The 23,202-nt window shown below is 62.4% G+C and carries 13 protein-coding genes and 1 pseudogene; 12 read left to right on the top strand and 2 right to left on the bottom strand.

Translation table 11 applies throughout. The features are described from left to right. Positions 1-118 precede the first annotated feature (118 nt). The 6 genes from dgcB to AB4N42_RS05590 all read left to right on the top strand — a co-directional run bounded on the left by dgcB (position 119) and on the right by AB4N42_RS05590 (position 11,950). Positions 119-2,068: a dimethylglycine demethylation protein DgcB gene (gene dgcB, locus AB4N42_RS05565; protein ID WP_460115948.1), complete on the top strand. Its 1,950-nt coding sequence runs from the start codon at positions 119-121 to the stop codon at positions 2,066-2,068. Next, positions 2,068-3,288: an electron transfer flavoprotein subunit alpha gene (etfA, locus tag AB4N42_RS05570; protein ID WP_258648436.1), complete on the top strand. Its 1,221-nt coding sequence runs from the start codon at positions 2,068-2,070 to the stop codon at positions 3,286-3,288. The genes dgcB and etfA overlap by 1 nt, the downstream gene beginning before the upstream one ends. Before the next feature lie 15 nt (positions 3,289-3,303). Further along, on the top strand, positions 3,304-4,074 hold the full coding sequence (gene etfB, locus AB4N42_RS05575; protein WP_030139312.1) for an electron transfer flavoprotein subunit beta: 771 nt from the start codon (positions 3,304-3,306) through the stop codon (positions 4,072-4,074). Between the two features lie 1,130 nt (positions 4,075-5,204). Then, positions 5,205-8,657: an alpha/beta fold hydrolase gene (locus AB4N42_RS05580; RefSeq protein ID WP_460115949.1), complete on the top strand. Its 3,453-nt coding sequence runs from the start codon at positions 5,205-5,207 to the stop codon at positions 8,655-8,657. Between the two features lie 152 nt (positions 8,658-8,809). After that, complete coding sequence (locus AB4N42_RS05585) at positions 8,810-10,678, top strand: c-type cytochrome (protein ID WP_460115950.1); 1,869 nt, start codon at positions 8,810-8,812, stop codon at positions 10,676-10,678. A gap of 27 nt (positions 10,679-10,705) precedes the next feature. Then, the gene (locus AB4N42_RS05590) at positions 10,706-11,950 is read left to right on the top strand and encodes a metallophosphoesterase (RefSeq protein ID WP_460115951.1); all 1,245 of its coding nucleotides are present in this window, start codon (positions 10,706-10,708) and stop codon (positions 11,948-11,950) included. A 119-nt stretch (positions 11,951-12,069) separates the two neighbouring features. Here AB4N42_RS05590 and gbcA read toward each other — a convergent pair whose 3' ends face one another. Further along, positions 12,070-13,365 carry a glycine-betaine demethylase subunit GbcA gene (gene gbcA / locus AB4N42_RS05595; RefSeq protein ID WP_407683010.1) on the bottom strand — a complete coding sequence of 432 codons (1,296 nt, stop codon included), beginning with the start codon at positions 13,363-13,365 and terminating at the stop codon, positions 12,070-12,072. A gap of 284 nt (positions 13,366-13,649) precedes the next feature. Between gbcA and gbcB the strand changes: the two genes are divergently transcribed. Beyond that, positions 13,650-14,750 (top strand): glycine-betaine demethylase subunit GbcB, encoded by a 1,101-nt coding sequence (gene gbcB, locus AB4N42_RS05600; RefSeq protein WP_030139297.1) that lies wholly within the window; start codon positions 13,650-13,652, stop codon positions 14,748-14,750. 234 nt (positions 14,751-14,984) lie between these two features. On the opposite strand, the gene AB4N42_RS05605 is transcribed toward gbcB, so the two are convergent. Further along, positions 14,985-16,025 carry a threonine aldolase family protein gene (locus tag AB4N42_RS05605; RefSeq protein WP_030139296.1) on the bottom strand — a complete coding sequence of 347 codons (1,041 nt, stop codon included), beginning with the start codon at positions 16,023-16,025 and terminating at the stop codon, positions 14,985-14,987. A gap of 195 nt (positions 16,026-16,220) precedes the next feature. On the opposite strand from AB4N42_RS05605, the gene AB4N42_RS05610 reads away from it, so the two are divergent. The 5 genes and pseudogenes from AB4N42_RS05610 to AB4N42_RS05630 all read left to right on the top strand — a co-directional run bounded on the left by AB4N42_RS05610 (position 16,221) and on the right by AB4N42_RS05630 (position 23,152). Next, positions 16,221-16,925 (top strand): TraX family protein, encoded by a 705-nt coding sequence (locus AB4N42_RS05610; protein ID WP_460115952.1) that lies wholly within the window; start codon positions 16,221-16,223, stop codon positions 16,923-16,925. Between the two features lie 341 nt (positions 16,926-17,266). Beyond that, positions 17,267-18,520 carry a serine hydroxymethyltransferase gene (glyA, locus tag AB4N42_RS05615; protein ID WP_030139294.1) on the top strand — a complete coding sequence of 418 codons (1,254 nt, stop codon included), beginning with the start codon at positions 17,267-17,269 and terminating at the stop codon, positions 18,518-18,520. 22 nt (positions 18,521-18,542) lie between these two features. Continuing rightward, positions 18,543-19,793 carry a sarcosine oxidase subunit beta gene (locus AB4N42_RS05620; RefSeq protein ID WP_030139293.1) on the top strand — a complete coding sequence of 417 codons (1,251 nt, stop codon included), beginning with the start codon at positions 18,543-18,545 and terminating at the stop codon, positions 19,791-19,793. 14 nt (positions 19,794-19,807) lie between these two features. After that, on the top strand, positions 19,808-20,137 hold the full coding sequence (locus AB4N42_RS05625; protein WP_030139292.1) for a sarcosine oxidase subunit delta: 330 nt from the start codon (positions 19,808-19,810) through the stop codon (positions 20,135-20,137). Then, positions 20,134-23,152, top strand: a pseudogene (locus AB4N42_RS05630) (sarcosine oxidase subunit alpha). The gene AB4N42_RS05625 and the pseudogene AB4N42_RS05630 overlap by 4 nt, the downstream one beginning before the upstream one ends. Positions 23,153-23,202 lie beyond the last annotated feature (50 nt).

Here is a 23,202-nt window from a genome sequence, read left to right on the forward strand (position 1 = left end):
GTGGGTCAGTCAATGCAAATGTGACTGACAGAATGCAATCGCGAGCAAGCTCGCTCCCACAGTGACCGAGTAAGGCATCTCGACCTGCAAGACCCTGAGGTCTTTGGGAGCAACACCTATGTTGAACACCCTTCTTCCAATCCTGCTGTTCGCAGCCCTGGGCCTCGCGGCCCTCGGCGCCCTGCGGCGGGTGAACATGTGGCGCCGGGGACGACCGTCGAAAGTCGATCTGATCGGCGGTCTCTTTGCCATGCCCAAGCGCTACATGGTGGATCTGCACCACGTGGTGGCGCGGGACAAGTACATTGCCAACACCCACGTCGCCACGGCGGGTGGTGCGGTGGCATCGATTGTGTTGGCGATCCTCGTCCACGGTTTTGGCCTGCACAACCGTATCCTCGGCTATGCGTTGCTGCTGATGTCGGCGGTGATGTTCGTGGGGGCGATCTTCATGTACCTGCGGCGGCGCAACCCGCCAGCGCGTTTATCGAAAGGCCCGTGGATGCGCCTGCCGAAAAGCCTGCTGGCCTTCTCGGCGTCGTTCTTCCTGGTGACCCTGCCGGTGGCGGGCATCCTTCCGGAAAACTTCGGTGGCTGGCTGGTGGCGGCGATCCTGGGTGTCGGCGTGCTGTGGGGTGTGTCGGAATTGTTTTTCGGCATGACCTGGGGCGGGCCGATGAAGCACGCCTTCGCCGGTGCCTTGCACCTGGCCTGGCACCGCCGCGCCGAACGCTTTGGTGGTGGCCGCTCCACGGGCTTGAAGCCGCTGGACCTGAACGACCCCGCCGCACCGCTGGGTGTGGAGAAACCCAAGGACTTCACCTGGAACCAACTGCTCGGTTTCGACGCTTGCGTGCAGTGCGGCAAGTGCGAAGCGGCCTGCCCGGCATTCGCCGCCGGCCAGCCGTTGAACCCGAAAAAACTTATCCAGGACATGGTCGTCGGCCTGGCCGGCGGCACCGATGCGAAATTCGCCGGCAGCCCCTATCCAGGTAAACCGGTGGGCGAGCATGGCGGTAATCCGCACCAGCCGATCGTCAACGGCCTGGTGGATGCCGAGACCCTTTGGTCCTGCACCACCTGCCGGGCGTGCGTCGAGGAATGCCCGATGATGATCGAGCACGTCGATGCCATCGTCGACATGCGCCGCCACCTGACCCTGGAAAAAGGCGCGACGCCGAACAAGGGTGCCGAGGTGCTGGAAAACCTCATCGCCACCGACAACCCGGGCGGCTTCGCCCCGGGCGGGCGGATGAACTGGGCGGCGGACCTGAACCTGAACCTGCTCAGCGAGAAGAAATCCACCGACGTGCTGTTCTGGGTCGGCGACGGCGCTTTCGACATGCGCAACCAGCGCACCCTGCGGGCGTTCGTCAAAGTCCTGAAGGCGGCGAAAATCGACTTCGCCGTGCTCGGCCTCGAAGAACGCGACAGTGGCGACGTGGCCCGGCGCCTGGGCGATGAAGCGACGTTCCAGCTGTTGGCCAAGCGCAACATCCAGACCCTGGCCAAATACAGCTTCAACCGCATCGTCACCTGCGACCCCCACAGCTTCCACGTGCTGAAAAACGAATACGGCGCCTTCGATGGCAACTACCTGGTGCAGCACCACAGCACCTACCTGGCGGAAATCATCGACGCCGGCGCGCTGAACCTTGGCCAGCACAAGGGCGACAGCGTGACCTATCACGACCCGTGCTACCTGGGCCGCTACAACGGCGAATACGAGGCGCCGCGCCAGGTGCTGCGTGCGCTGGGCATCGAGGTCAAGGAAATGCAGCGTTCCGGTTTCCGTTCGCGTTGCTGCGGCGGTGGCGGCGGCGCGCCGATCACGGACATCCCGGGCAAGCAGCGCATCCCGGACATGCGCATGGACGACATCCGCGAAACCGGCGCCGAGCTGGTGGCGGTGGGTTGTCCACAATGCACCGCGATGCTCGAAGGCGTGGTCGAACCACGGCCGATGATCAAGGACATTGCCGAACTGGTGGCCGACGCGCTGCTTGAAGACGCGGCCCCGAACAAGCCTGTGGCGCCGGCCAAACGTGAACCCGCGGAGGTGCATTAATGAGCGACATTATCCGCCGCGACCCTCGCGCCGAGTGGATCGCCCGCAACCGCCTGCACCCGCTGCACGCGGCCATGCAACCGGTGCAGCACAGCTGGATGGGGCCCAACGGCGTCATTCGCAAGAATGTGCACGGTGTCGGTTTCATCGGCCCCAACGGCATCAAGCGCATTGACCGCAGCGGCGCCCAGCAGGGTGGTGCGAGCAAACGCACCGCTGCCGTTGAAGTGCAACTGCCGCTGCATCAAGTCGTGCAACCGGCGTTTTATATCAGCGTCGTGCCGGACATGGTCGGTGGCCGCCTGAGCAGTCATGACCGTGACCTGCTGGGCCTGGCCCATCAGCTGGCCGGCAGCGACGGCGCGGTGCTGGCCGTGGTGTTCGGCGAGCACAAGGAAAGTGCCTTCGCCACCGCAGGCGTGGACCGTTTGCTGGTGCTCGAGGGCGAAGAATTCAGCGGTTATGCACCGGAACAACGGGTGCAAGGCCTGCGGGCTGTGGATAACCAGTTCAATCCGCGTCATTGGCTGCTGCCTGACAGTCGCAGCGGCGGCGGTGAACTGGGTCGACGCTTCGCCGCGGCCTTGGGCGAACGCCCGGCCACACGGGTCTGGCAGGTCAAGGACGAGGCGTGCATCGGCCGCGCCGGTGCGGGCTTGCAGGACTTGGCCCGGCCGTTGGCGCGGTTGATCCTGGCCGCTGCCGAATGCGCCGAGCCGGTCAGCGAAACCCGTCACGAAGCCTTGCCGGTGGAGTTATCCACAAGCGTGGCCCGCAGCTTGTCGCGCATCGAAGACCTTGGCGCCGTGGCGGTGGACCCCGGCGCGATTCCGATGGCTGAGGCCGAATTCATTTTCTCCGGCGGCAACGGCGTCAAGGACTGGGCACTTTTCCACAGGACGGCGGCGGCCTTGGGCGCTACCGAAGGCGCTTCGCGGGTGGCGGTGGACGATGGCTTCATGGCTCGCGATCGCCAGGTCGGTGCGTCCGGCACCTGGGTCACGGCACGGGTTTATGTGGCCGTGGGGATTTCCGGGGCGATCCAGCACCTGCAAGGTATCGGCGCCTGCGACAAGGTGGTGGCGATCAACCTCGATCCGGGTTGCGACATGATCAAGCGTGCGGACCTGTCGGTGATCGGTGACAGCGCGGCGATTCTCCAGGCCCTGATCGCGGCGGTAGAGGCTTACCGCAACGAAGCCAGGCGCGATGCGGCTTAAGCTAAGGAAACGTTCATGAGTACCCAAGTGATCAGCCTCGTCTCCATCGGTGCCCACCCGACCTCTGGTCGACCCCGGCGCGCCGAGCAAGACGCCCGCGCCGTGGAGCTGGGCCTGCAATTGGCCGGCAATGACCTGCAAGTGCTGCACGCCGGCGATGTGGCCGAACCGGCCCTGCGCGCTTACCTGGGCATGGGGCTGGATGAACTGCACGTGTTGGAAAACCCGAACGGGGCCGATGCGTTGCCGGCTCTGACCGACTATCTGCGTGACGCTGGCGCCCAAGTGGTGCTGACCGGGAGCCAGGCGGAAACCGGCGAAGGCTCGGGCATGCTGCCGTTCCTGCTGGCCGAGAGTCTCGGTTGGCCGCTGGTGGTGGGATTGGCTCAGGTCGAATCCATCGAAAACGGCGCGGCCCTGGTGTTGCAAGCCTTGCCCCGTGGCCAGCGGCGACGGCTCAAGGTGCGCCTGCCATTTCTCGCCACTGTGGATAACGCTGCGCCCAAACCTCGGCAAAGCGCCTACGGCCCGGCGCGGCGTGGGGCGTTGCACGCTGAGGAAGTCGAGATCATCGACGATGCGTTGCTGGCGGTGGCGACCCTGCAGCCGGCCAAGCCACGACCCAAGCGTCTGAAAGTGATCAAGGCCAAGAGCGGTGCCGACCGCATGAAAGCCGCCACGGCCAAGGCCAGCGGCGGAGGCGGGCAAGTGCTCAAGGGCGTGAGCCCGGAGGCGGGGGCCGAGGCGATTCTCAAGCTGTTGGTGGAAGAAGGGGTGGTTCGCTGAACCCGAATCACCGCCAATCCCTGTGGGAGCGAGCTTGCTCGCGATAGCGGTGGGTCAGTCAAAATTATATGGCTGGCAGAATGCAATCGCGAGCAAGCTCGCTCCCACAGGGGATTGGCGGTGCGCCTGTATGTTGTGCTAACCCACTAAGCGTTACTCACAATCCCTGTGCGTCCCTCTGTGGATAACCTGTTGGCCCCTCGCTACGGCCCATGCCAATCAGGCTCTCCAGCCCATCGATTAATAAATAGCCAACCTAACCATCGGTTTTTATTGGCTTTTCTCTGTGAATAAACCCCCGGTGCGAGGAAAACTTGCCCCCAATCTCTGTTGGCGCTTCTGTGGATAAGATGTTCGCTCTCCGCTGCAAGCCAAGCGCTACGGTGCCTGCAAGGTGTTGGTTAAATAATAGCCAAATTCGCCCCGGCCTCTTGAAAACGTCCGGAAAACACCGATTTGGAAGGCGTTCGATAGGTTTTCCACAGAACCGTCAAATTTACCCCCAAACACTGTTGGCGCTTCTGTGGATAAGGTGTTCGCTCTGCTCTGTAGCCCTTGATATTCAGGCTTCTCAGCGGTCTGATCAAAAAACAGTCAATCCGTCAGGAAACCGTTGCCGACGGATAAGTCACGGATTTTATTCACATCGACGCGCAAAAAATTTCTGACGCGAGCCTGGTTGTCCCCATTTGCTGTGGGTGTCCATGTGGATAACTTGTTCGCGGAACCCTGTAAGCCACGGCGGGCTTAGCGCCAAACGCGATAGATCAAATTTCATACAGTTCTAAGGAACTGCCTTGACGTACAGGTGTCGCCTGTCTTCACTCAGGGCACAAGGACAGCGCGACTTTATCCATATCTGGTTCAGGGAGAACGCACGATGGATAGCAAGGCCCCCACCCCGTTACTCGCTTCAGCCCCGACGTGCATCCCGACGCCTCCCACCGCGCTGCCTAGACGTGTTCATCGTCGCGCAGCCAATCAGCGTGCGCGCCTATAACACCTGAGCTTTTCCCACCGACACCGTTGACTGCCGCTCCAACCCATACGGGATAGCGGCCAGGCGCTTGTGCGCCTGTGGATTTGCAGGCAACCGCAGAGTTGCCCCTTCTGCCTGAGAGGACTTGAACATGACACGGATCTCGACCCCCATCAGTGAAATAAAGGAACACTACGACGTTATCGTCATTGGTTCCGGCTACGGCGGCGGCATCGCCGCGTCGCGCTTGTCCCGGGCCGGGCGCACGGTCTGTCTACTGGAGCGGGGCCGGGAGATCCAGCCCGGTGAGTACCCCAACACGTTGCTCGCCGCCACCGAGGAGTTGCAGGTGCATGATCCGGACGGTCACATCGGTTCGCGCACCGGGTTGTTCGACCTGCACGTCAACGCCCAGCAGAACGTGGTGGTCGGTTGTGGCCTGGGCGGCACATCGCTGATCAATGCCAACGTCGCGCTGGAAGCCGAACCCGGGGTCTTCGAGGACCCGCGTTGGCCGCTGGCGATGCGCGAGCACAGCGACACGCTGCTCAAGGACGGTTATGCGCGGGCCCGGGAGATGCTCAAGCCCAATCCCTATCCGGCGTCCTCGCCGAACCTGCCCAAGCTCGACGCCCACAAGAAATCGGCGGATTACCTCAAGCAGGGCGCGCATTTCTACAAGCCGCCGATCAACGTGACCTTCGACAAACTGCCCAACAACCTCAACCACGTCGGCGTCGAACAACTGCCGTGCAACGGCTGTGGCGACTGCGTCTCGGGCTGTAACAACAAGGCCAAGAACACCACGCTGATGAACTACCTGCCGGACGCCTGGAACCACGGCGCGGAGATTTTCTGCCAGGCCGAGGTGCGGCACCTGGAGCGCGACGGCGATGGTTGGATCGTGCATTTCCAGTACCTGGACAGCGGTCGCGAGATGTTTTCGGCGCCGACGCTTTTTGTCCGCGCAGACATCGTGGTGGTGTCCGCCGGCACCTTGGGCTCCACCGAAATCATGCTGCGCTCGAGGGACAAGGGCTTGTCGATGTCCGCCCAGTTGGGCGAGAACATGAGCGGCAACGGTGACATCCTCGGCTTCGGCCACAACTGCGACCAGGTCATCAACGGCATCGGCTTTGGCGCCCATTCGGCCAAGGAACTCGAGCCGGTGGGGCCGTGCATCACGTCGGTGATCGACATGCGCACCGAGGGTGACTGGCGCAGCCGGATGGTGATCGAGGAGGGCTCGATCCCCGGAGCCCTGGGCCGGGCCATGGTGCCGAGCATGGCGACGTTCGCTGAAATGATCGGCGTGCCGACCGACACTGGCTTCGGTGCCAGCCTCAAGTACAAGGGCCGCGAGGCCGAGAGCTTTCTGCGCGGGCCGTATTACGGCGCACTGCACAACATGCAGACCTACTTGATCATGAGCCATGACAACGGCAAGGGCCGCATGGTCCTCGACAACAAGGATCAGCTACGCATCGACTGGCCGGGTGTCGGCGAGCAGGAAAACGTCACCCTCGGCAACGAACGGCTGCACCAGAGCACCAAGGCCCTGGGCGGGATCTGGGTCGAGAACCCGATCTGGACCAAACTGCTCAAGCACAGCATCGTCTCGGTCCATCCGCTGGGCGGCTGTGTGATGGGCGAAGACGCGGTCCAGGGCGTGGTCAACCACAAGGGCCAGGTGTTCAGCGGTGCCAGCGGCACCGACGTCTACCCAGGCTTGTACGTGGCGGACGGCTCGGTGATCCCGACGTCCCTGGCGGTCAACCCGTTGCTGACCATTTCGGCGGTCAGTGAGCGCAACATGGGGTTGCTGGCGGCGGATCGCGGCTGGCTGATCGACTACACGCTGCCGTCGGCCCCGCGCAAACCGGTGGCGGCGCCGACCCTTGGCGTGCAGTTCACCGAAACCATGAAGGGGTATTTCTCCACGGCGTTCACCCAGCCCCAAGGCACCGACCTCAATCTTTACGAAGCGGCGGCCAAGCGCGGCAAGGCCGATAACTCACCGATCGAATTCACCCTGACCATCACCGCCGCCGACCTTGATCGCTTGATCAAGGAACCGGAGCACGCCGCGACCCTGGTGGGCACCCTCGATGCGCCTCTGCTGTCGGCCAAGCCGCTGGTTGCCAGCAACGGCGTGTTCAACCTGTTCGAGCAATACCAGGAGCAGGTCGGCGTGCGCCATATGAACTACGACATGAAGCTGACCGCCGAAGACGGCAGCGACTACTTTTTCAGCGCCTTCAAGACCGTGCCCGAGGACAACGGCGTGTTGAACATCTGGCACGACACCAGCACGCTCTACGTCACGCTCTATCGCGGACCGGACAAGACCGGCGCAGTGCTCGGCTCCGGGGTGATGCATATCCTGCCGGCCGATTTTGCCAAGCAGATGACCACGATGAAGGTACTCAACGCCCGCAATGAGCGCGAGCGGGTGGAGGCGCTGGCGCGGTTCGGCAAGTTCTTCGCCGGGATCCTGTGGGAGAGCTACGGCGGTGTCTTCGCTGGCGACGTCTACTTCAACCCGGACGCACCACCCCGCTTGAAAAGGCCACTGGATGCGCCGGCCCCCGTGGTGCATTTCTTCCAGACCGAGGACAACGTCGAGTTGCGCCTGACCCGCTACCAGGCCGGCAGCAAAGGTCCGGTGATGCTGGTCCATGGCCTGGGCGTGGGTTCGAATATCTTCTCCACCGACACCATCCACACCAACCTGCTGGAGTACCTCTGCAAACACGAATACGACGTCTGGCTGTTGGATCTTCGGGTGAGCATCCTGCTGCCGGCCAGCAAAAATGAATGGAACGGCGATCAGGTCGCCCAGTACGATTTCAAGGCCGCCATCGAACAGATCCAGCAGGCGACCCAGGCCCGAGAGGTGCAATGCGTGGTGCATTGCTACGGTGCGACGACCTTCTTCATGTCGATGCTCGCGGGATTGCAGGGCGTGCGCTCGGTGGTCTGCTCGCAGATCGCCGCCGACACGGTGGTCGCCACCGCCACCGGTCTGAAGGCCGGTTTGCATCTGCCGGGAATGCTCGATGCCATCGGCATCAAATCCATGACCGCCTACGCCGACACCAAGGAAAGCTGGTTCAACAAACTCTACGACAAGGCCCTCAACGGCTATGCCCGGATCGAGGCCCAAGGCTATTGCACCAACCCGGTCTGCCATCGCATCACGTTCATGTACGCCTCGCTGTACCGCCACGACACCCTCAATGAAACCCTGCACGACAACCTGCATGAATTGTTCGGCGAGTCGAACATCCAGACTTTCGAGCACCTGGCGCTGATCGTGCGCAAGGGGCACCTGGTGGACTTCAAGGGCAACGACGTCTACATGCCGCATTTCGACCGGTTGAAGTTACCGATCTGCTTCATCAGCGGCGCCGACAACCAGTGCTACCTGCCGCAAAGCACCCTCAAGACCTACGAACGGCTGTGCGACATGCATGGTCCGCAACTGTTCAGCCGCCACGAAATACCGGGGTACGGCCACATCGACTGCATGTTCGGCAAGGATGCGGTGGTGGATGTGTATCCGATCATTCTTGAGCACCTGGAGAAGACTGCGTTGGGCTAGCTGACTGCCCTCCGTGGCGAGGGAGCTTGCTCCCGCTCGGCTGCGAAGCAGTCGTCGCTTTTGAAGTCTTGGGGGCCGCTACGCGGCCCAGCGGGAGCAAGCTCCCTCGCCACATGGCTTTGTGGTGAGTCAGGAATAAGGAAAAGGATGCCATGAACACTTACATCCGCTGGTTCCAACGCGTCATCTGGGTCGGAATCGTCATGAACATGTTCTTCGCGATCCCGGCGCTGTTTGCACCGGCCTTGCTGACGTCCATGCTCGGCCTGCCACCCGTGCTGTCCGATCCCTGGCTGGAGAACGCCGGCATGTTGCTGGTGGGGATCAGCCTTTTCTACATGCCCTCGGGCTTCAACGCGCCGCGTTTCGTGGTGCATTCGTGGTTGTGCGTGCTGTCGCGCCTGGTGGCGGTGGTGTTCTGGATCTACCTGATCAACACCAACAACCAGGGCTCGCTGTTCGTGCCGATGTTAATGGGCGACCTGACCATGTTCCTGGTCCTGGGCGTGCTGCTGTACCTCGGCAGCCCGGTGGCCAACCGTCCGCTGGCGTTGCTCTGCGCCGGCTGGCGGGAATGGCGCGCCGGCTGGGCGCTGCGCTGGCAGAGCCACGGGTTCAAGGTCGGCACGTTGGTGGTGGTCTTGCTGTTGGGTTTCATCGGCTACCAGACCTGGTACCAGATGATCCGGGAAGTGCCGCAACCGGACTTCGCTTCCGACGAAGACCATTACAAATACGCCGCCATCGGCCTGGGCATCGAGGCGCGAATTCCGTATTACCTGTTCGCCGTGCTGCCGCAGATGTGCCCGGAAAAACTGCCCAAGCCGGGTGGCTACGAGGTGTTCGGTTTCCTCTATGAAAACGGCAAGGACTTGCCCATCGGCATGGCCAAGCGGCAGCTCGGCTACCCCACCGTGGAGCCGAACTGCGCCCTGTGCCACACCGGTTCCTACCGGGCCAATGCCTCTGACGTCGCGGTGCCCGTCGCCGCCGCGCCGGCCAATACCTTGCAACTGCAAGCCTTCCAATGGTTCGCCTATGAATGCGCCAGCGACCCGAAATTCACCCCCGACGCGGTGATGGCGGCCATCAACGGCAAGTTCCAGCTGGGCTTTTTTGAAAAGCTCTACAACCGCTACCTGATCATCCCGATGGCCAAGAGCGCGTTGCTCAAACAGAAACAGGCCTACGCCTGGCAGAAGCTGCGTCCGGCCCAAGGGCCTGGGCGGACCGACACCTTCAACCCGACCAAGATGGTGGTGTTCGGCTTCCCGGATGACTCGACCATCGGCACCGTGGACCTGCCCCAGGTGTGGAACCAGAAACCTCGCGAATCCATGTACCTGCATTGGGACGGCAATAACAACAAGATCCACGAACGCAACTACGCAGCGGCCATGGCCGTGGGCGCGACGCCGGAGTCGGTGCTGCCGCCGAGTTTCAACCGGGTGACCAACTGGCTGCTGGGCCACAAGGCACCGGCCTGGCCGTTCGCCCTGGACCAAGGGAAAGTCGCCCAGGGCAAACCGATCTGGGAGCAAAACTGCGCCGCTTGCCATGATTTCGGCCGTAGCGACACCGGCCAGGTCACCACCAACATCGACCAGTTGGGCACCGATCCCCATAGGCTCAACTCGTTCACGACTGGCCTGGTGACGGCGTTCCATGGCTTCAAGAAACCACCGTTCGACTTTGGCGCCTACCGCAAGACCCAGAGCTACAGCAACACGCCCACCGACGGCATCTGGTTGCGCGCGCCGTACCTGCACAACGGCTCGGTGCCGACCCTGTGGGATCTGTTGCAAGCGCCGGAGCAACGTCCGCAAGTGTTCTACACGGGTTCCGATATCTACGACCCGCAGAAGGTCGGTTTCGTCACCAGCGGCGCGCAGATGAAGGCGTCGGCGGATTTCAAATACGACACCCGCCTGGAAGGCAACCACAACGGCGGTCACCTGTACGGCACGCAGCTGTCGGACGTCGACAAGCGGGCCCTGATTGAATTCATGAAGACCCTGTAGCCCGGGGCAAAACGAAGGAGCGTTCACATGTCATTACTGCACCATTGGGAACATGAGTTCGACAAAGTCAAGGTCCGCCTGCACGGGTTGGTCACGCGGCTGGAAATGTCCTGGAAGAAACTCGTCAACGACCTGGAGCCCGAGGAGTTCCAGGCCATCGTCAAATTGCTGGAGCGAGGCCACGACCAGGCCCGTCACGTGATCGACCACGGTGATCTGCCGGACGATGAACCGGCGGTGCCGTGGGAGTTGGCGCACGGCCTGTCGATCCTGAAGATCGGCAACGCCACACCGCTGCCGCAAAGCGAAGACGAGTTGCCGACCCGGGTGCTCAAGGACGGCACGTTATTGGGTTGTCGCAAGTGGGAACTGTTGGACCTGCTGTGGAGCGAGGCGCTACTCAAGTGGATCGAAAACCTGCGCCACCATGCGACGTTCGCCACGACCCCGGCGCTGGTGAAAATGGACAACGACGTGGTGCTCGCCATCGCCGGTGACTGGGGCACGGGGCCGTTCGACAGCCACGCGCCCGCCGTGGCCGTCGCCAACCAGATGCAACTGGCCCTGGCCGATTTCACCATCCACCTGGGCGACGTGTATTACGCCGACACCCACTCCCAGGAAGACGTCGACATGGTCGGCTGGCCCCAAGGCAAGCACGGCTCGTTCACCCTCAACTCCAATCATGAGATGTACAGCGGCGCACATGGTTATTTCAAGGAACTGGCCAAGCGGTTCCCGGTGCAGCAAGGCACCAGTTACTTTGCGCTGTACAACGACGATTGGCTGGTGGTTGGGCTGGACAGCGCCTACGCCTCGGACGCCATGAACCTGTACATGGACGGCACCCTCAACACCCAGCAGATCGAGTGGATGAAAACCCTGCCCAAGCGCAAGAAGCTCATGGTCCTCAGTCATCACCAGGGCTTCGATATCTCCGGGCACCACAAGACTGCGCTCTACCAACCGGTCTGTGACGCCCTGGGGCGTGAGCCGGATTATTGGTATTGGGGCCATCTGCACAACGGCATCTGCTATGCGGCGCAAGGCGGCTTGCATGCGCGCTGCGCCGGGCATGGAGCGATTCCCTATGGCACCACCAGCGAGTTGAATGGGCATGCGCGGGTGCTGTGGTCGGAAACTGAGCTGGCGGGGGACGAGGCGTATCCGGAGCGGGTGTTGAATGGGTATGTGAAGGTGCAGTTGAGGGGGGAGGAGATTGTCGAGACGTTTTATGGGGAGGATGGCAGTGTGCGGTGGTCTTCCCAGTAGTCGGTGAATGTCAGGCCGCTATCGCGAGCAAGCTCGCTCCCACATGGGGTCTTCGGTGCGCTGAAGACCCCCTGTGGGAGCGAGCTTGCTCCGGGCGGCGATCCGACGATGCTTTTGATTTAGCCCTGGACCGGCACGCCCTTGAGGTACGGCGCCGGCTCGGCCCCCAGGTTATTGAGCATGCGCTCGCTGTACCAGTCCACGAAGTTCACCACGCCGAACTCATAGGTCTTGGAGTACGGGCCTGGCTGGTAGGCGGTGGAGTTGATGCCGCGCTGGTTTTCCTCGGCGAGGCGACGGTCCTGGTCGTTGGTGGCGTCCCAGACCTGGCGCATGCGCTCCACGTCGTAGTCCACGCCTTCGACCGCGTCCTTGTGCACCAGCCACTTGGTGGTGACCATGGTTTCCTGGGCGCTGATCGGCCACACGGTGAAGACGATGATGTGGTCGCCCATGCAGTGGTTCCACGAGTGCGGCAGGTGCAGGATGCGCATCGAGCCCAGGTCCGGGTTCTTGATGCGACCCATCAGCTTGGCGCAGCCCTGCTTGCCGTCCATGGTCATCGACACGGTGCCCTTGAGCAGCGGCATGCGCACGATGCGGTTGCGCAGGCCGAAACTGGCGTGGGCGTAAGGGATCTTCTCGGCTTCCCAGGCGGCGGCGGAGGCGGCCACGTGGTCCTTGAACGCCTGGTCGGCGCGCGGGTCTGTGACGTCGTCCCATTCCAGCAGGGTCTTGAGCAATTCGGGGTGCGAGGCGTTGCAGTGGTAGCACTCGCGGTTGTTTTCCAGCACGAGCTTCCAGTTGGCCTTTTCCATCAAGGTGGTTTGCACCGCCACCTTGGTGTTTTCCATGTCGTACGGTTCCATGTAGTGGTTCAGTGTCGACAGGAAGTCATCGATCGCCGGCGGGTTCTCGGCCAGGCTGATGAAGATGTAGCCGCCAGCAGTCTTCACGTTCACAGGCTTGAGGCCGTACTGCTTCATGTCGAAGTCGGCGCCCATCTCGGTACCGGCGAACAGCAGGCGACCGTCCAGCTCGTAGGTCCACTGGTGGTAGTGACAGACCAGTTTGGCGACCTTGCCCTTTTCACTGGTGCACAGCCGCGAACCGCGGTGGCGGCAGACGTTATGGAAGGCGTGCACCACGCCCTCGGCGCCGCGAATCACGATGATCGGGTTCTTGCCGATCTGCAGCGTCAGGTAGTTGCCCTTGGCCGGGATCTCGCAGGTCATGCCGGCGATCAACCATTCTTTCTGGAAGATTTCCTGCATGTCGATATCAAACAGGCGCTCGTCACTGTAGAACGGTTGCGGCAGCGAAAAGGTACGCTCGCGCTCTTGCAGCATTTGCGCGGTGGCCTTGCGTGCGGGTTCCAGCGGATCGCCCAGGCTCAGGGTAGTGGTGACGTCCATCGTTTTGTCCTCATGGTCCTCTACGTGACCATCAAAAAAGTGGCTGATCGGTTGTGCTACGCAAGGCAAAAAAATCTGTTTGTCTGTTGGGGCGAGTGTGGGGCCGCGCAGGGGCGCAACCTTATCCATGGGCGACATGGCCCAATCTGTTCCCGACGCGCAAGCCCCGGTCGTTGGGGGCTGGTCGCGATAAGTATGTGAATGTCGCAGATAGGTAAATGGTCACTCAGGTGCCTGCGCACAATCGCCCTCATGAAGGCCGACAGTCGGCCGTGGAGATCAGCATGTCCAATAATTTCCTGAACCCGGTCACGACCCAGACCTGGGCCAATGGCCGACATATCGTGCGTTGCGTCAAAGTCATCCAGGAAACCTGGGATGTGCGCACCTTTTGCTTCATGGCCGACCAGCCAATCATGTTCTTTTTCAAGCCGGGGCAGTTCGTCACCCTGGAGCTGGAAATCGAAGGCCAGCCGATCATGCGTTCCTACACGATCTCCAGCTCGCCGTCGGTGCCCTACAGTTTCTCCGTGACGATCAAGCGCGTGCCGGGGGGCAAGGTTTCCAACTGGCTGCACGACACCCTGCACGAGGGCCAGGAACTGGCGGTACATGGGCCGGTGGGGCTGTTCAACGCTATCGATTTCCCGAGCCCGAAAGTGCTTTACCTCAGTGGCGGCGTGGGCATTACGCCGTGCATGTCCATGGCGCGCTGGTTCTACGACACCAACGCCAATGTCGACATGACTTTCATCCACAGCGCCCGCTCGCCCAAGGACATCATCTACCACCGCGAGCTGGAGCACATGGCGTCGCGGATCGACAACTTCAGCTTGCACCTGATCTGCGAAAAGCATGGCCTGGGCGAGCCGTGGGCCGGGTATCGCGGCTACCTGAATCACAAGATGCTGGAACTGATGGTGCCCGACTTCCTCGAGCGCGAGGTGTTCTGCTGCGGCCCGACCCCGTACATGACTGCGGTCAAGCGCCTGCTGGAAGCCGCTGGCTATGACATGAAGCGCTACCACGAGGAGTCCTTCGGCGCGACGCCGCCGGAAGCCCGTGCCGACGCGGTGGAGCAGGCCGAGCAGGCTGCCGACGCGCCAGAAGTCGATGCGGCTGACCTGCACCTGGTGGAGTTCACTTCATCGGGCAAGAGCATTCGCGTGGGGCCGGGAGAAACCGTCCACGCCGCTGCCGCCAAGCTCGGCATGATGATCCCCAAGGCCTGCGGCATGGGCATCTGCGGCACCTGCAAAGTACTGAAGCTGGGCGGGGAAGTGGAGATGGAGCACAACGGCGGCATCACCGAGGACGACGAGGCCGAGGGTTATATCCTGTCGTGCTGCAGCGTGCCGAAGGGGGATGTGCGGATTGATTTCTGATTTGCTCGCTCAGGCAGGTGTAAATCCCTCTGTACCTGGAGGGATTTACTTGTGCCTAGAGGGATTTCCTGTGGCGAGGGGATTTATCCCCGTTGGGCTGCGAAGCAGCCCTAAAACCTGCAATCGCGGTGTTTCAGGCAGACCGAGTTGACTGCTTTGGGGCTGCTTCGCAGCCCAGCGGGGATAAATCCCCTCGCCACGGGTGTCCCGGCCCGGTCTTGAGTGTATTTCTACTTAGCCCGCCATCACTTCCCGAATATCCGCCGCCAATTCCCGCACCCGCGCTTCCTCGGTATCCCACGAGCACATGAAGCGTGCGCCGCCCTTGCCGATGAAGGTGTAGAAACGCCAGCCCTTGGCCGTCAGTGCGGCGATGGCCGGTTCCGAGAGTTGCAGGAACACGCCGTTGGCCTGGACCGGGAACATCAGTTCCACGCCGTCGATGTCGCTGACCAGTTCTGCCAGCAGTTGCGCGCAGCGGTTGGCGTGGCGGGCGTGCTTGAGCCACGCGTCGTCTTGCAGCAAGCCGACCCACGGTGCGGAGAGAAAGCGCATTTTCGACGCCAACTGCCCGGCCTGTTTGCAGCGATAGTCGAAGTCTTCGGCCAGGTCGTGGTTGAAGAACAGGATGGCTTCACCCACCGCCATGCCATTCTTAGTGCCGCCGAAGCACAGCACGTCGACGCCGGCTTTCCAGGTCAGGTCGGCTGGGGTGCAGCCGAGGAAGGCGCAGGCGTTGGAGAACCGTGCGCCGTCCATGTGCAGGTTCAACCCCAGTTCCTTGCAGGTGGCGCTGATGGCGCGGATTTCATCCGGCGTGTAGACGCTGCCGACTTCCGTGGCCTGGGTCAGGGTCACGACGCGCGGCTTGGGATAGTGGATGTCCTGGCGCTTGAGGGCGACCTCGCGGATCGACTCGGGGGTCAGCTTGCCATTCTCGGTGCGCGCCACCAGCAGCTTGGAACCGTTGGAAAAGAATTCCGGTGCGCCGCATTCGTCGGTTTCGACGTGGGCGGTTTCCGAGCAGATCACGCTGTGATAACTCTGGCACAGCGACGAAAGGGCCAGGGAGTTGGCAGCCGTGCCGTTGAACGCAAAGAACACTTCGCAGTCGGTTTCGAATAGCTCCCGAAAGCCATCTGCCGCGCGGTGGGTCCAATCGTCATCACCGTAGGCACGCTGGTGGCCCTGGTTGGCTTCTTCCATGGCGGCCCAGGCTTCGGGGCAAATACCGGAATAGTTGTCGCTGGCGAATTGTTGGCTCTTGTCGGTCATGGCCTTGCTCCTTGAATAGAGAGTCCTGGGTAAGAGATCCCTGGCGGAATGCCCCGGATGAGGGGTTCCATGGTTCGGCGTGCTTGGGTCCACAACGCCGTGATCGATACTGGTGCGCACTTTACCCAAGATTGGCGGAGGAACATAAGGGATGTTTCTGTCAGAAAAAGACCAAGTAACTGGGCCGATATAAACATGAGACGACGTGATGGTGCCCTGGACTTGCTCAAATGGTTGGCACTGTTGTCGATGATTCTCGATCATCTGCGATATGTCGGTTTTTCCGTCGATTGGCTATATGTGCCGGGGCGGCTGGCGTTTCCGTGGTTTTGCCTGGCGATGGCGGCAAACCTGGCGCGCGGCGGGCCAAGTGCCGGCTCGTGGCGCTACCTGGGCTGGCTGTTGCTGTTCAGTGCCGTCAGCGAAATCCCTTATCGCTTGTTCATTCCCGACCCCACGACGCTGAACGTGATGCCGACGCTGGTTCTCGGGTTGTTGGTGGCACGCTGTTGGCGGACGCCTACCCTCGAGGCGCGCGGCCTGGCCGCAGCGGCGTTACTGCTGGCGGGGCTGTTTTCGTCGCAACTGATGTTCGGCTTCTTCGGTGTGTTGCTGCCGTTGGCGACGCTGTTGGTGTTCAAGCGCTTGCCATTGCTGGCGTTGTTGCCGGGCTTGGTCTGCGTGGCGGCCAATCAATGGCGGGTCTTGTATGGCGCGGCATGGCTGGGGGATGCGGTGGCGTTGTGGGGGCTGGTGGCTTGCCTGATCGCGCCATGGCTGGGGCTGGTGCTTTTGCGACAGGCGGGTCGTTTTCATCCAATGCCCATGCGGCGCTGGGCGTATGCGCTGTATCCAGGGCATTTCTTGGTGCTGCTCGCGGTTCGCCAGATTGCCGCATAGCCCTTGTGGCGAGGGAGCTTGCTCCCGCTGGGCTACGTAGGAGCTGTCGAGCGAAGCGAGGCTGCGATCTTTCCGCTGCTCATTGAATCAAGAGTGAAAGATCAAGATCAAAAGATCGCAGGCTTCGCCAGCTCCTACAGAGTCTGGCGGGAGCAAGCTCCCTCGCCACAGTGCCGGTGCTCCATTCCATTTGAGCGCATGTCGTAAACGCACCTTTGCGTGGCGTCCATAGGCATTTGACCTGCCTGCGCCGGCCATACCATCGCATCCAAAGGGCACGACCGAAACGGTCCGTGCCTCACCGAGACGAAAGGCGCACCGCCGCCGCTGGGAGAGACGCGATGTTCAGCAAGCAAGACCAAATCCAAGGCTACGATGATGCACTGCTGGCGGCGATGAATGCCGAGGAGCAACGCCAGGAAGATCACATCGAACTGATCGCGTCGGAGAACTACACCAGCAAGCGTGTGATGCAGGCCCAGGGCAGCGGCTTGACCAACAAATACGCCGAAGGCTATCCGGGCAAGCGCTACTACGGTGGCTGCGAGCACGTCGACAAGGTCGAGGCCCTGGCCATTGAGCGCGCCAAGCAATTGTTCGGCGCCGATTACGCCAACGTCCAGCCGCACTCCGGTTCGTCGGCCAACAGTGCCGTGTACCTGGCCCTGCTGCAGGCCGGCGACACCATCCTGGGCATGAGCCTGGCCCACGGCGGTCACCTGACCCACGGTGCGAAAGTGTCGTCCTCGGGCAAGCTCTACAACGCGGTGCAATACGGCATCGACACCACCACCGGCCTGATCGACTACGACGAAGTCGAGCGCCTGGCGGTCGAGTGCAAGCCGAAGATGATCGTCGCCGGTTTCTCCGCCTACTCCAAGACCCTGGATTTCCCACGCTTCCGCCAGATCGCCGACAAGGTCGGTGCCTTGTTGTTCGTCGATATGGCCCACGTCGCTGGCCTGGTTGCCGCCGGCCTGTACCCGAACCCGCTGCCGTACGCCGACGTGGTGACCACTACCACTCACAAGACCCTGCGCGGTCCACGTGGCGGCCTGATCCTGGCCAAGGCCAACGAAGAAATCGAGAAGAAGCTCAACGCCGCGGTATTCCCCGGCGCCCAGGGCGGCCCGCTGATGCACGTGATCGCCGGCAAGGCGGTGTGCTTCAAGGAAGCGGCGGAGCCTGGCTTCAAGGCTTACCAGCAGCAAGTGATCGATAACGCCCAGGCCATGGCTGGCGTGTTCATCAAGCGCGGCTACGATGTAGTGTCCGGCGGCACCGACAACCACCTGTTCCTGGTCAGCCTGATTCGCCAGGGCCTGACCGGCAAGGACGCGGATGCTGCCCTGGGCCGCGCCCACATCACCGTCAATAAGAATGCCGTGCCGAACGACCCGCAATCGCCGTTCGTGACCTCGGGCCTGCGCATCGGCACCCCGGCGGTGACCACGCGTGGTTTCAAGGTTACCCAGTGCGTCACGCTGGCCGGCTGGATCTGCGACATCCTCGACAACCTCGGCGACGCCGATGTCGAGGCCAATGTCGCGCAGCAAGTGGCGGCCCTGTGCGCGGACTTCCCGGTTTATCGCTGAGTCGGTTTTGGAGTAAATGACTATGCAACGCTATTCGGGCTTCGGCCTCTTCAAACACTCACTCAGCCATCATGAAAACTGGCAGCGGATGTGGCGCACGCCGACCCCGAAAAAGGTCTACGACGTGGTCATCGTCGGCGGTGGCGGGCACGGTCTGGCGACCGCCTACTACCTGGCCAAGGAGCACGGCATCACCAACGTGGCCGTGGTCGAGAAGGGCTGGTTGGGCGGCGGTAACACCGCGCGCAACACCACCATCGTGCGCTCCAACTACCTGTGGGATGAATCGGCCCACCTGTACGAACACGCGATGAAACTCTGGGAAGGCCTGTCCCAGGACCTGAACTACAACGTGATGTTCTCCCAGCGTGGCGTCTACAACCTGTGCCACACCCTGCAGGACATCCGTGATTCCGAGCGTCGCGTCAGCGCCAACCGCCTCAACGGCGTGGATGGCGAGCTGCTCAACGCCAAGCAAGTGGCCGACGAGATCCCGTACCTGGATTGCTCGAAAAACACCCGCTACCCGGTGATGGGCGCCACCGTCCAGCGTCGCGGCGGCGTGGCGCGTCACGATGCCGTGGCCTGGGGCTTTGCCCGAGCGGCGGACGCGTTGGGCGTGGACTTGATCCAGCAGACCGAAGTGATCGGTTTCCGCAAGGAAAACGGTGTGTGCATCGGCGTGGAAACCAACAAGGGCTTCATCGGCGCCAAGCGCGTCGGCGTGGTCACTGCCGGTAACTCCGGGCACATGGCCAAGCTCGCGGGCTTCCGCCTGCCGGTCGAATCCCACCCGCTGCAAGCGCTGGTGTCCGAGCCGATCAAGCCAATCATCGACAGCGTGATCATGTCCAACGCCGTGCACGGCTACATCAGCCAGTCCGACAAGGGCGACCTGGTGATCGGCGCCGGCATCGATGGCTACAACGGCTACGGCCAGCGTGGTTCGTACCCGGTGATCGAGCACACCATCCAGGCCATCGTCGAGATGTTCCCGGTGTTGTCCCGCGTGCGCATGAACCGCCAGTGGGGCGGCATCGTCGACACCACGCCGGACGCCTGCCCGATCATCTCCAAGACCCCGGTGCCGAACATGTTCTTCAACTGCGGTTGGGGCACCGGTGGCTTCAAGGCCACACCTGGCTCGGGCAACGTGTTTGCCGCGAGCCTGGCCAAGGGTGAAATGCACCCATTGGCCGCACCTTTCTCCATCGACCGTTTCCACAACGGTGCGTTGATCGATGAACACGGCGCTGCTGCGGTTGCCCACTAACAGGAGAAATCCCCATGTTGCATATCTTCTGTCCTCACTGCGGCGAACTGCGCTCCGAAGAGGAATTCCATGCATCCGGCCAGGCGCATATCCCGCGTCCACTGGATCCGAACGCCTGCACCGACGAGCAGTGGGGCGACTACATGTTCTTCCGTGACAACCCACGCGGGTTGCACCATGAACTGTGGGATCACGTCGCCGGTTGCCGCCAGTACTTCAACGCGACCCGTGACACCGTGACCTACGAGATTCTCGAAACCTACAAGATCGGCGAAAAGCCGCAGTTCACCGACAAGGCTGACAGTCCGAAAGCGGCTGCACAGGCTCTGGGAGAGAAGGTATGAGCCAGATCAATCGCCTGTCCAACGGCGGACGGATCGACCGCAACAAAGTGCTGACATTCACCTTCAACGGCCAGACCTACAAAGGCTTCGAAGGTGACTCCCTGGCCGCCGCGTTGCTGGCCAACGGTGTCGACATCATCGGTCGCAGCTTCAAGTATTCCCGTCCGCGCGGCATCTTCGCCGCGCGGCGCCGAAGAGCCGAACGCGGTGCTGCAGATCGGTGCCACCGAAGCCACGCAGATTCCCAACGTGCGCGCCACGCAACAGGCGCTGTACCAAGGTTTGGTCGCCACCAGCACCAACGGCTGGCCGAATGTGAACAACGACATGATGGGGATTCTCGGCAAGGTCGGCGGCAAGCTGATGCCACCGGGTTTCTACTACAAAACCTTCATGTACCCGCAATCGTTCTGGATGACCTACGAGAAGTACATCCGCAAGGCCGCAGGCCTGGGCCGCTCGCCGACCGAGAACGATCCGGACACCTACGACTACATGAACCGTCACTGCGACGTGCTGATCGTTGGCGCCGGCCCGTCTGGCCTGGCTGCCGCGTTGGCCGCTGGCCGCAGCGGTGCCCGAGTGATCCTGGCCGATGAGCAAGAAGAGTTCGGCGGCAGCCTGCTCGACTCCCGCGAAAGCCTGGACGGCAAGCCGGCGACCGAGTGGGTCGCGGCCGCAGTGGCTGAGCTGCGCTCGATGCCGGAAGTGGTGCTGTTGCCTCGCGCCACCGTGAACGGTTATCACGACCATAACTTCCTGACCATCCATGAGCGGCTCACTGATCACCTGGGTGACCGCGCACCGATCGGCCAGGTTCGCCAGCGCATCAACCGGGTTCGCGCCAAGCGCGTGGTCCTGGCGACCGGCGCCTGCGAGCGCCCATTGGTCTACGGCAACAACGACGTGCCGGGCAACATGCTGGCTGGCGCAGTTTCTACCTACATCCGCCGCTACGGCGTGGCGCCGGGCAAGAAACTGGTCCTGAGCACCAACAACGACCACGCCTATCGCGTGGCCCTGGACTGGTTCGATGCCGGCCTGCAAGTGGTCGCCGTGGCCGACGCCCGCAGTAACCCACGGGGTGCGCTGGTGGAAGAAGCCCGCGCCAAGGGCATCCGCATCCTCACCGGCAGCGCCGTGATCGAGGCCCGTGGCAGCAAGCGCGTCACCGGGGCACGTGTGGCCGCGATCGACGTCCGTGCCCACAAAGTCACCAGCCCCGGCGAATGGCTGGACTGCGACCTGGTGGCCAGCTCCGGCGGCTACAGCCCGGTGGTCCACCTGGCTTCACACCTGGGCGGCAAGCCGATCTGGCGTGAAGACATCCTCGGTTTCGTACCGGGCGAAGCACCGCAAAAACGTGTCTGTGTCGGCGGTATCAACGGCGTCTATGGCCTCGGCGATAGCTTGGCCGACGGTTTCGAAGGCGGCGTGCGTGCGGCCAGCGAAGCCGGCTTCAAGGCCGTCGAGGGCGTGTTGCCTAAAGCGCTGAGCCGTCACGAAGAACCGACCCTGGCGCTGTTCCAAGTGCCCCACGAAAAAGCCACCGCACGGGCGCCGAAGCAATTCGTCGACCTGCAGAACGACGTCACTGCCGCCGCCATCGAACTCGCCACCCGCGAAGGCTTCGAGTCGGTGGAACACGTCAAGCGCTACACCGCACTGGGCTTCGGTACCGACCAGGGCAAGCTGGGCAACGTCAACGGCCTGGCCATCGCGGCCCGCTCGCTGAACGTGAGCATTCCGCAGATGGGCACCACCATGTTCCGTCCGAACTACACGCCGGTGACTTTCGGCGCGGTGGCGGGCCGGCACTGTGGGCACATCTTCGAGCCGGTGCGCTTCACCGCGCTGCATGCCTGGCATGTGAAGAACGGTGCTGAGTTCGAAGACGTCGGCCAGTGGAAGCGCCCTTGGTACTTCCCGAAGAACGGCGAAGACCTGCATGCCGCGGTCAAGCGCGAATGCCAGGCCGTGCGTGACAGCGTCGGTCTGCTCGACGCTTCGACCCTGGGCAAGATCGACATCCAGGGTCCGGACGCCCGCGAGTTCCTCAACCGCGTCTACACCAACGCCTGGACCAAGCTCGACGTGGGCAAGGCCCGGTACGGCCTGATGTGCAAGGAAGACGGCATGGTCTTCGACGACGGCGTAACGGCCTGTCTGGCGGACAATCACTTCCTGATGACCACCACCACCGGCGGTGCCGCGCGCGTGCTGCAATGGCTGGAGATCTATCACCAGACCGAATGGCCGGACCTGAAGGTGTACTTCACCTCGGTCACCGACCACTGGGCGACCATGACCCTGTCGGGGCCCAACAGCCGCAAGCTGCTCGGCGACGTCACCGACATCGACCTGGACAAGGACGCTTTCCCGTTCATGACCTGGAAGGAAGGCCTGGTGGGCGGCGTCCCGGCGCGGGTGTTCCGGATCTCGTTCACCGGTGAGCTGTCGTACGAAATCAACGTGCAGGCCGACTACGCCATGGGCGTGCTCGAACAGATCGTCGAGGCCGGCAAGAAGTACAACCTGACCCCGTACGGCACCGAGACCATGCACGTATTGCGGGCCGAGAAGGGCTTCATCATCGTCGGCCAGGACACGGACGGCTCGATGACCCCGGACGACCTGAACATGGGCTGGTGCGTTGGCCGGACCAAGCCGTTCTCGTGGATCGGCTGGCGCGGCATGAACCGTGAAGATTGCGTGCGTGAAGACCGCAAGCAACTGGTGGGCCTCAAGCCGATCGACCCGAATGTCTGGCTGCCGGAAGGCGCGCAACTGGTGTTCAACCCGAAGCAGGCGATCCCGATGTCGATGGTCGGCCACGTCACCTCCAGCTATGCGCATAACTCCCTGGGTTATTCGTTTGCGATGGGCGTGGTCAAGGGCGGCTTGAAGCGCCTGGGCGAACGCGTGTTCGCGCCATTGGCCGACGGTAGCGTGATCGAGGCAGAGATCGTTTCTTCGGTGTTCTTCGATCCGAAGGGGGATCGGCAGAACATCTAAGGGACTTTGGTCCTGTGGGTGGGCAGCTTCACCGAGTCGCCTGATTCGCG

Source organism: Pseudomonas sp. H2_D02 (assembly GCF_054677635.1).

What these genes read in the sequence shown, in the direction of transcription:
- AB4N42_RS05605 (WP_030139296.1), bottom strand. Translation starts at nt 16,025, where the DNA reads ATGACCGACAAGAGCCAACAATTCGCCAGCGACAACTATTCCGGTATT.
- gbcB (WP_030139297.1), top strand. Translation starts at nt 13,650, where the DNA reads ATGTCCAATAATTTCCTGAACCCGGTCACGACCCAGACCTGGGCCAAT.
- glyA (WP_030139294.1), top strand. Translation starts at nt 17,267, where the DNA reads ATGTTCAGCAAGCAAGACCAAATCCAAGGCTACGATGATGCACTGCTG.
- etfB (WP_030139312.1), top strand. Translation starts at nt 3,304, where the DNA reads ATGAGTACCCAAGTGATCAGCCTCGTCTCCATCGGTGCCCACCCGACC.
- gbcA (WP_407683010.1), bottom strand. Translation starts at nt 13,365, where the DNA reads ATGGACGTCACCACTACCCTGAGCCTGGGCGATCCGCTGGAACCCGCA.
- AB4N42_RS05620 (WP_030139293.1), top strand. Translation starts at nt 18,543, where the DNA reads ATGCAACGCTATTCGGGCTTCGGCCTCTTCAAACACTCACTCAGCCAT.
- AB4N42_RS05590 (WP_460115951.1), top strand. Translation starts at nt 10,706, where the DNA reads ATGTCATTACTGCACCATTGGGAACATGAGTTCGACAAAGTCAAGGTC.
- AB4N42_RS05610 (WP_460115952.1), top strand. Translation starts at nt 16,221, where the DNA reads ATGAGACGACGTGATGGTGCCCTGGACTTGCTCAAATGGTTGGCACTG.
- AB4N42_RS05585 (WP_460115950.1), top strand. Translation starts at nt 8,810, where the DNA reads ATGAACACTTACATCCGCTGGTTCCAACGCGTCATCTGGGTCGGAATC.
- dgcB (WP_460115948.1), top strand. Translation starts at nt 119, where the DNA reads ATGTTGAACACCCTTCTTCCAATCCTGCTGTTCGCAGCCCTGGGCCTC.
- etfA (WP_258648436.1), top strand. Translation starts at nt 2,068, where the DNA reads ATGAGCGACATTATCCGCCGCGACCCTCGCGCCGAGTGGATCGCCCGC.
- AB4N42_RS05580 (WP_460115949.1), top strand. Translation starts at nt 5,205, where the DNA reads ATGACACGGATCTCGACCCCCATCAGTGAAATAAAGGAACACTACGAC.
- AB4N42_RS05625 (WP_030139292.1), top strand. Translation starts at nt 19,808, where the DNA reads ATGTTGCATATCTTCTGTCCTCACTGCGGCGAACTGCGCTCCGAAGAG.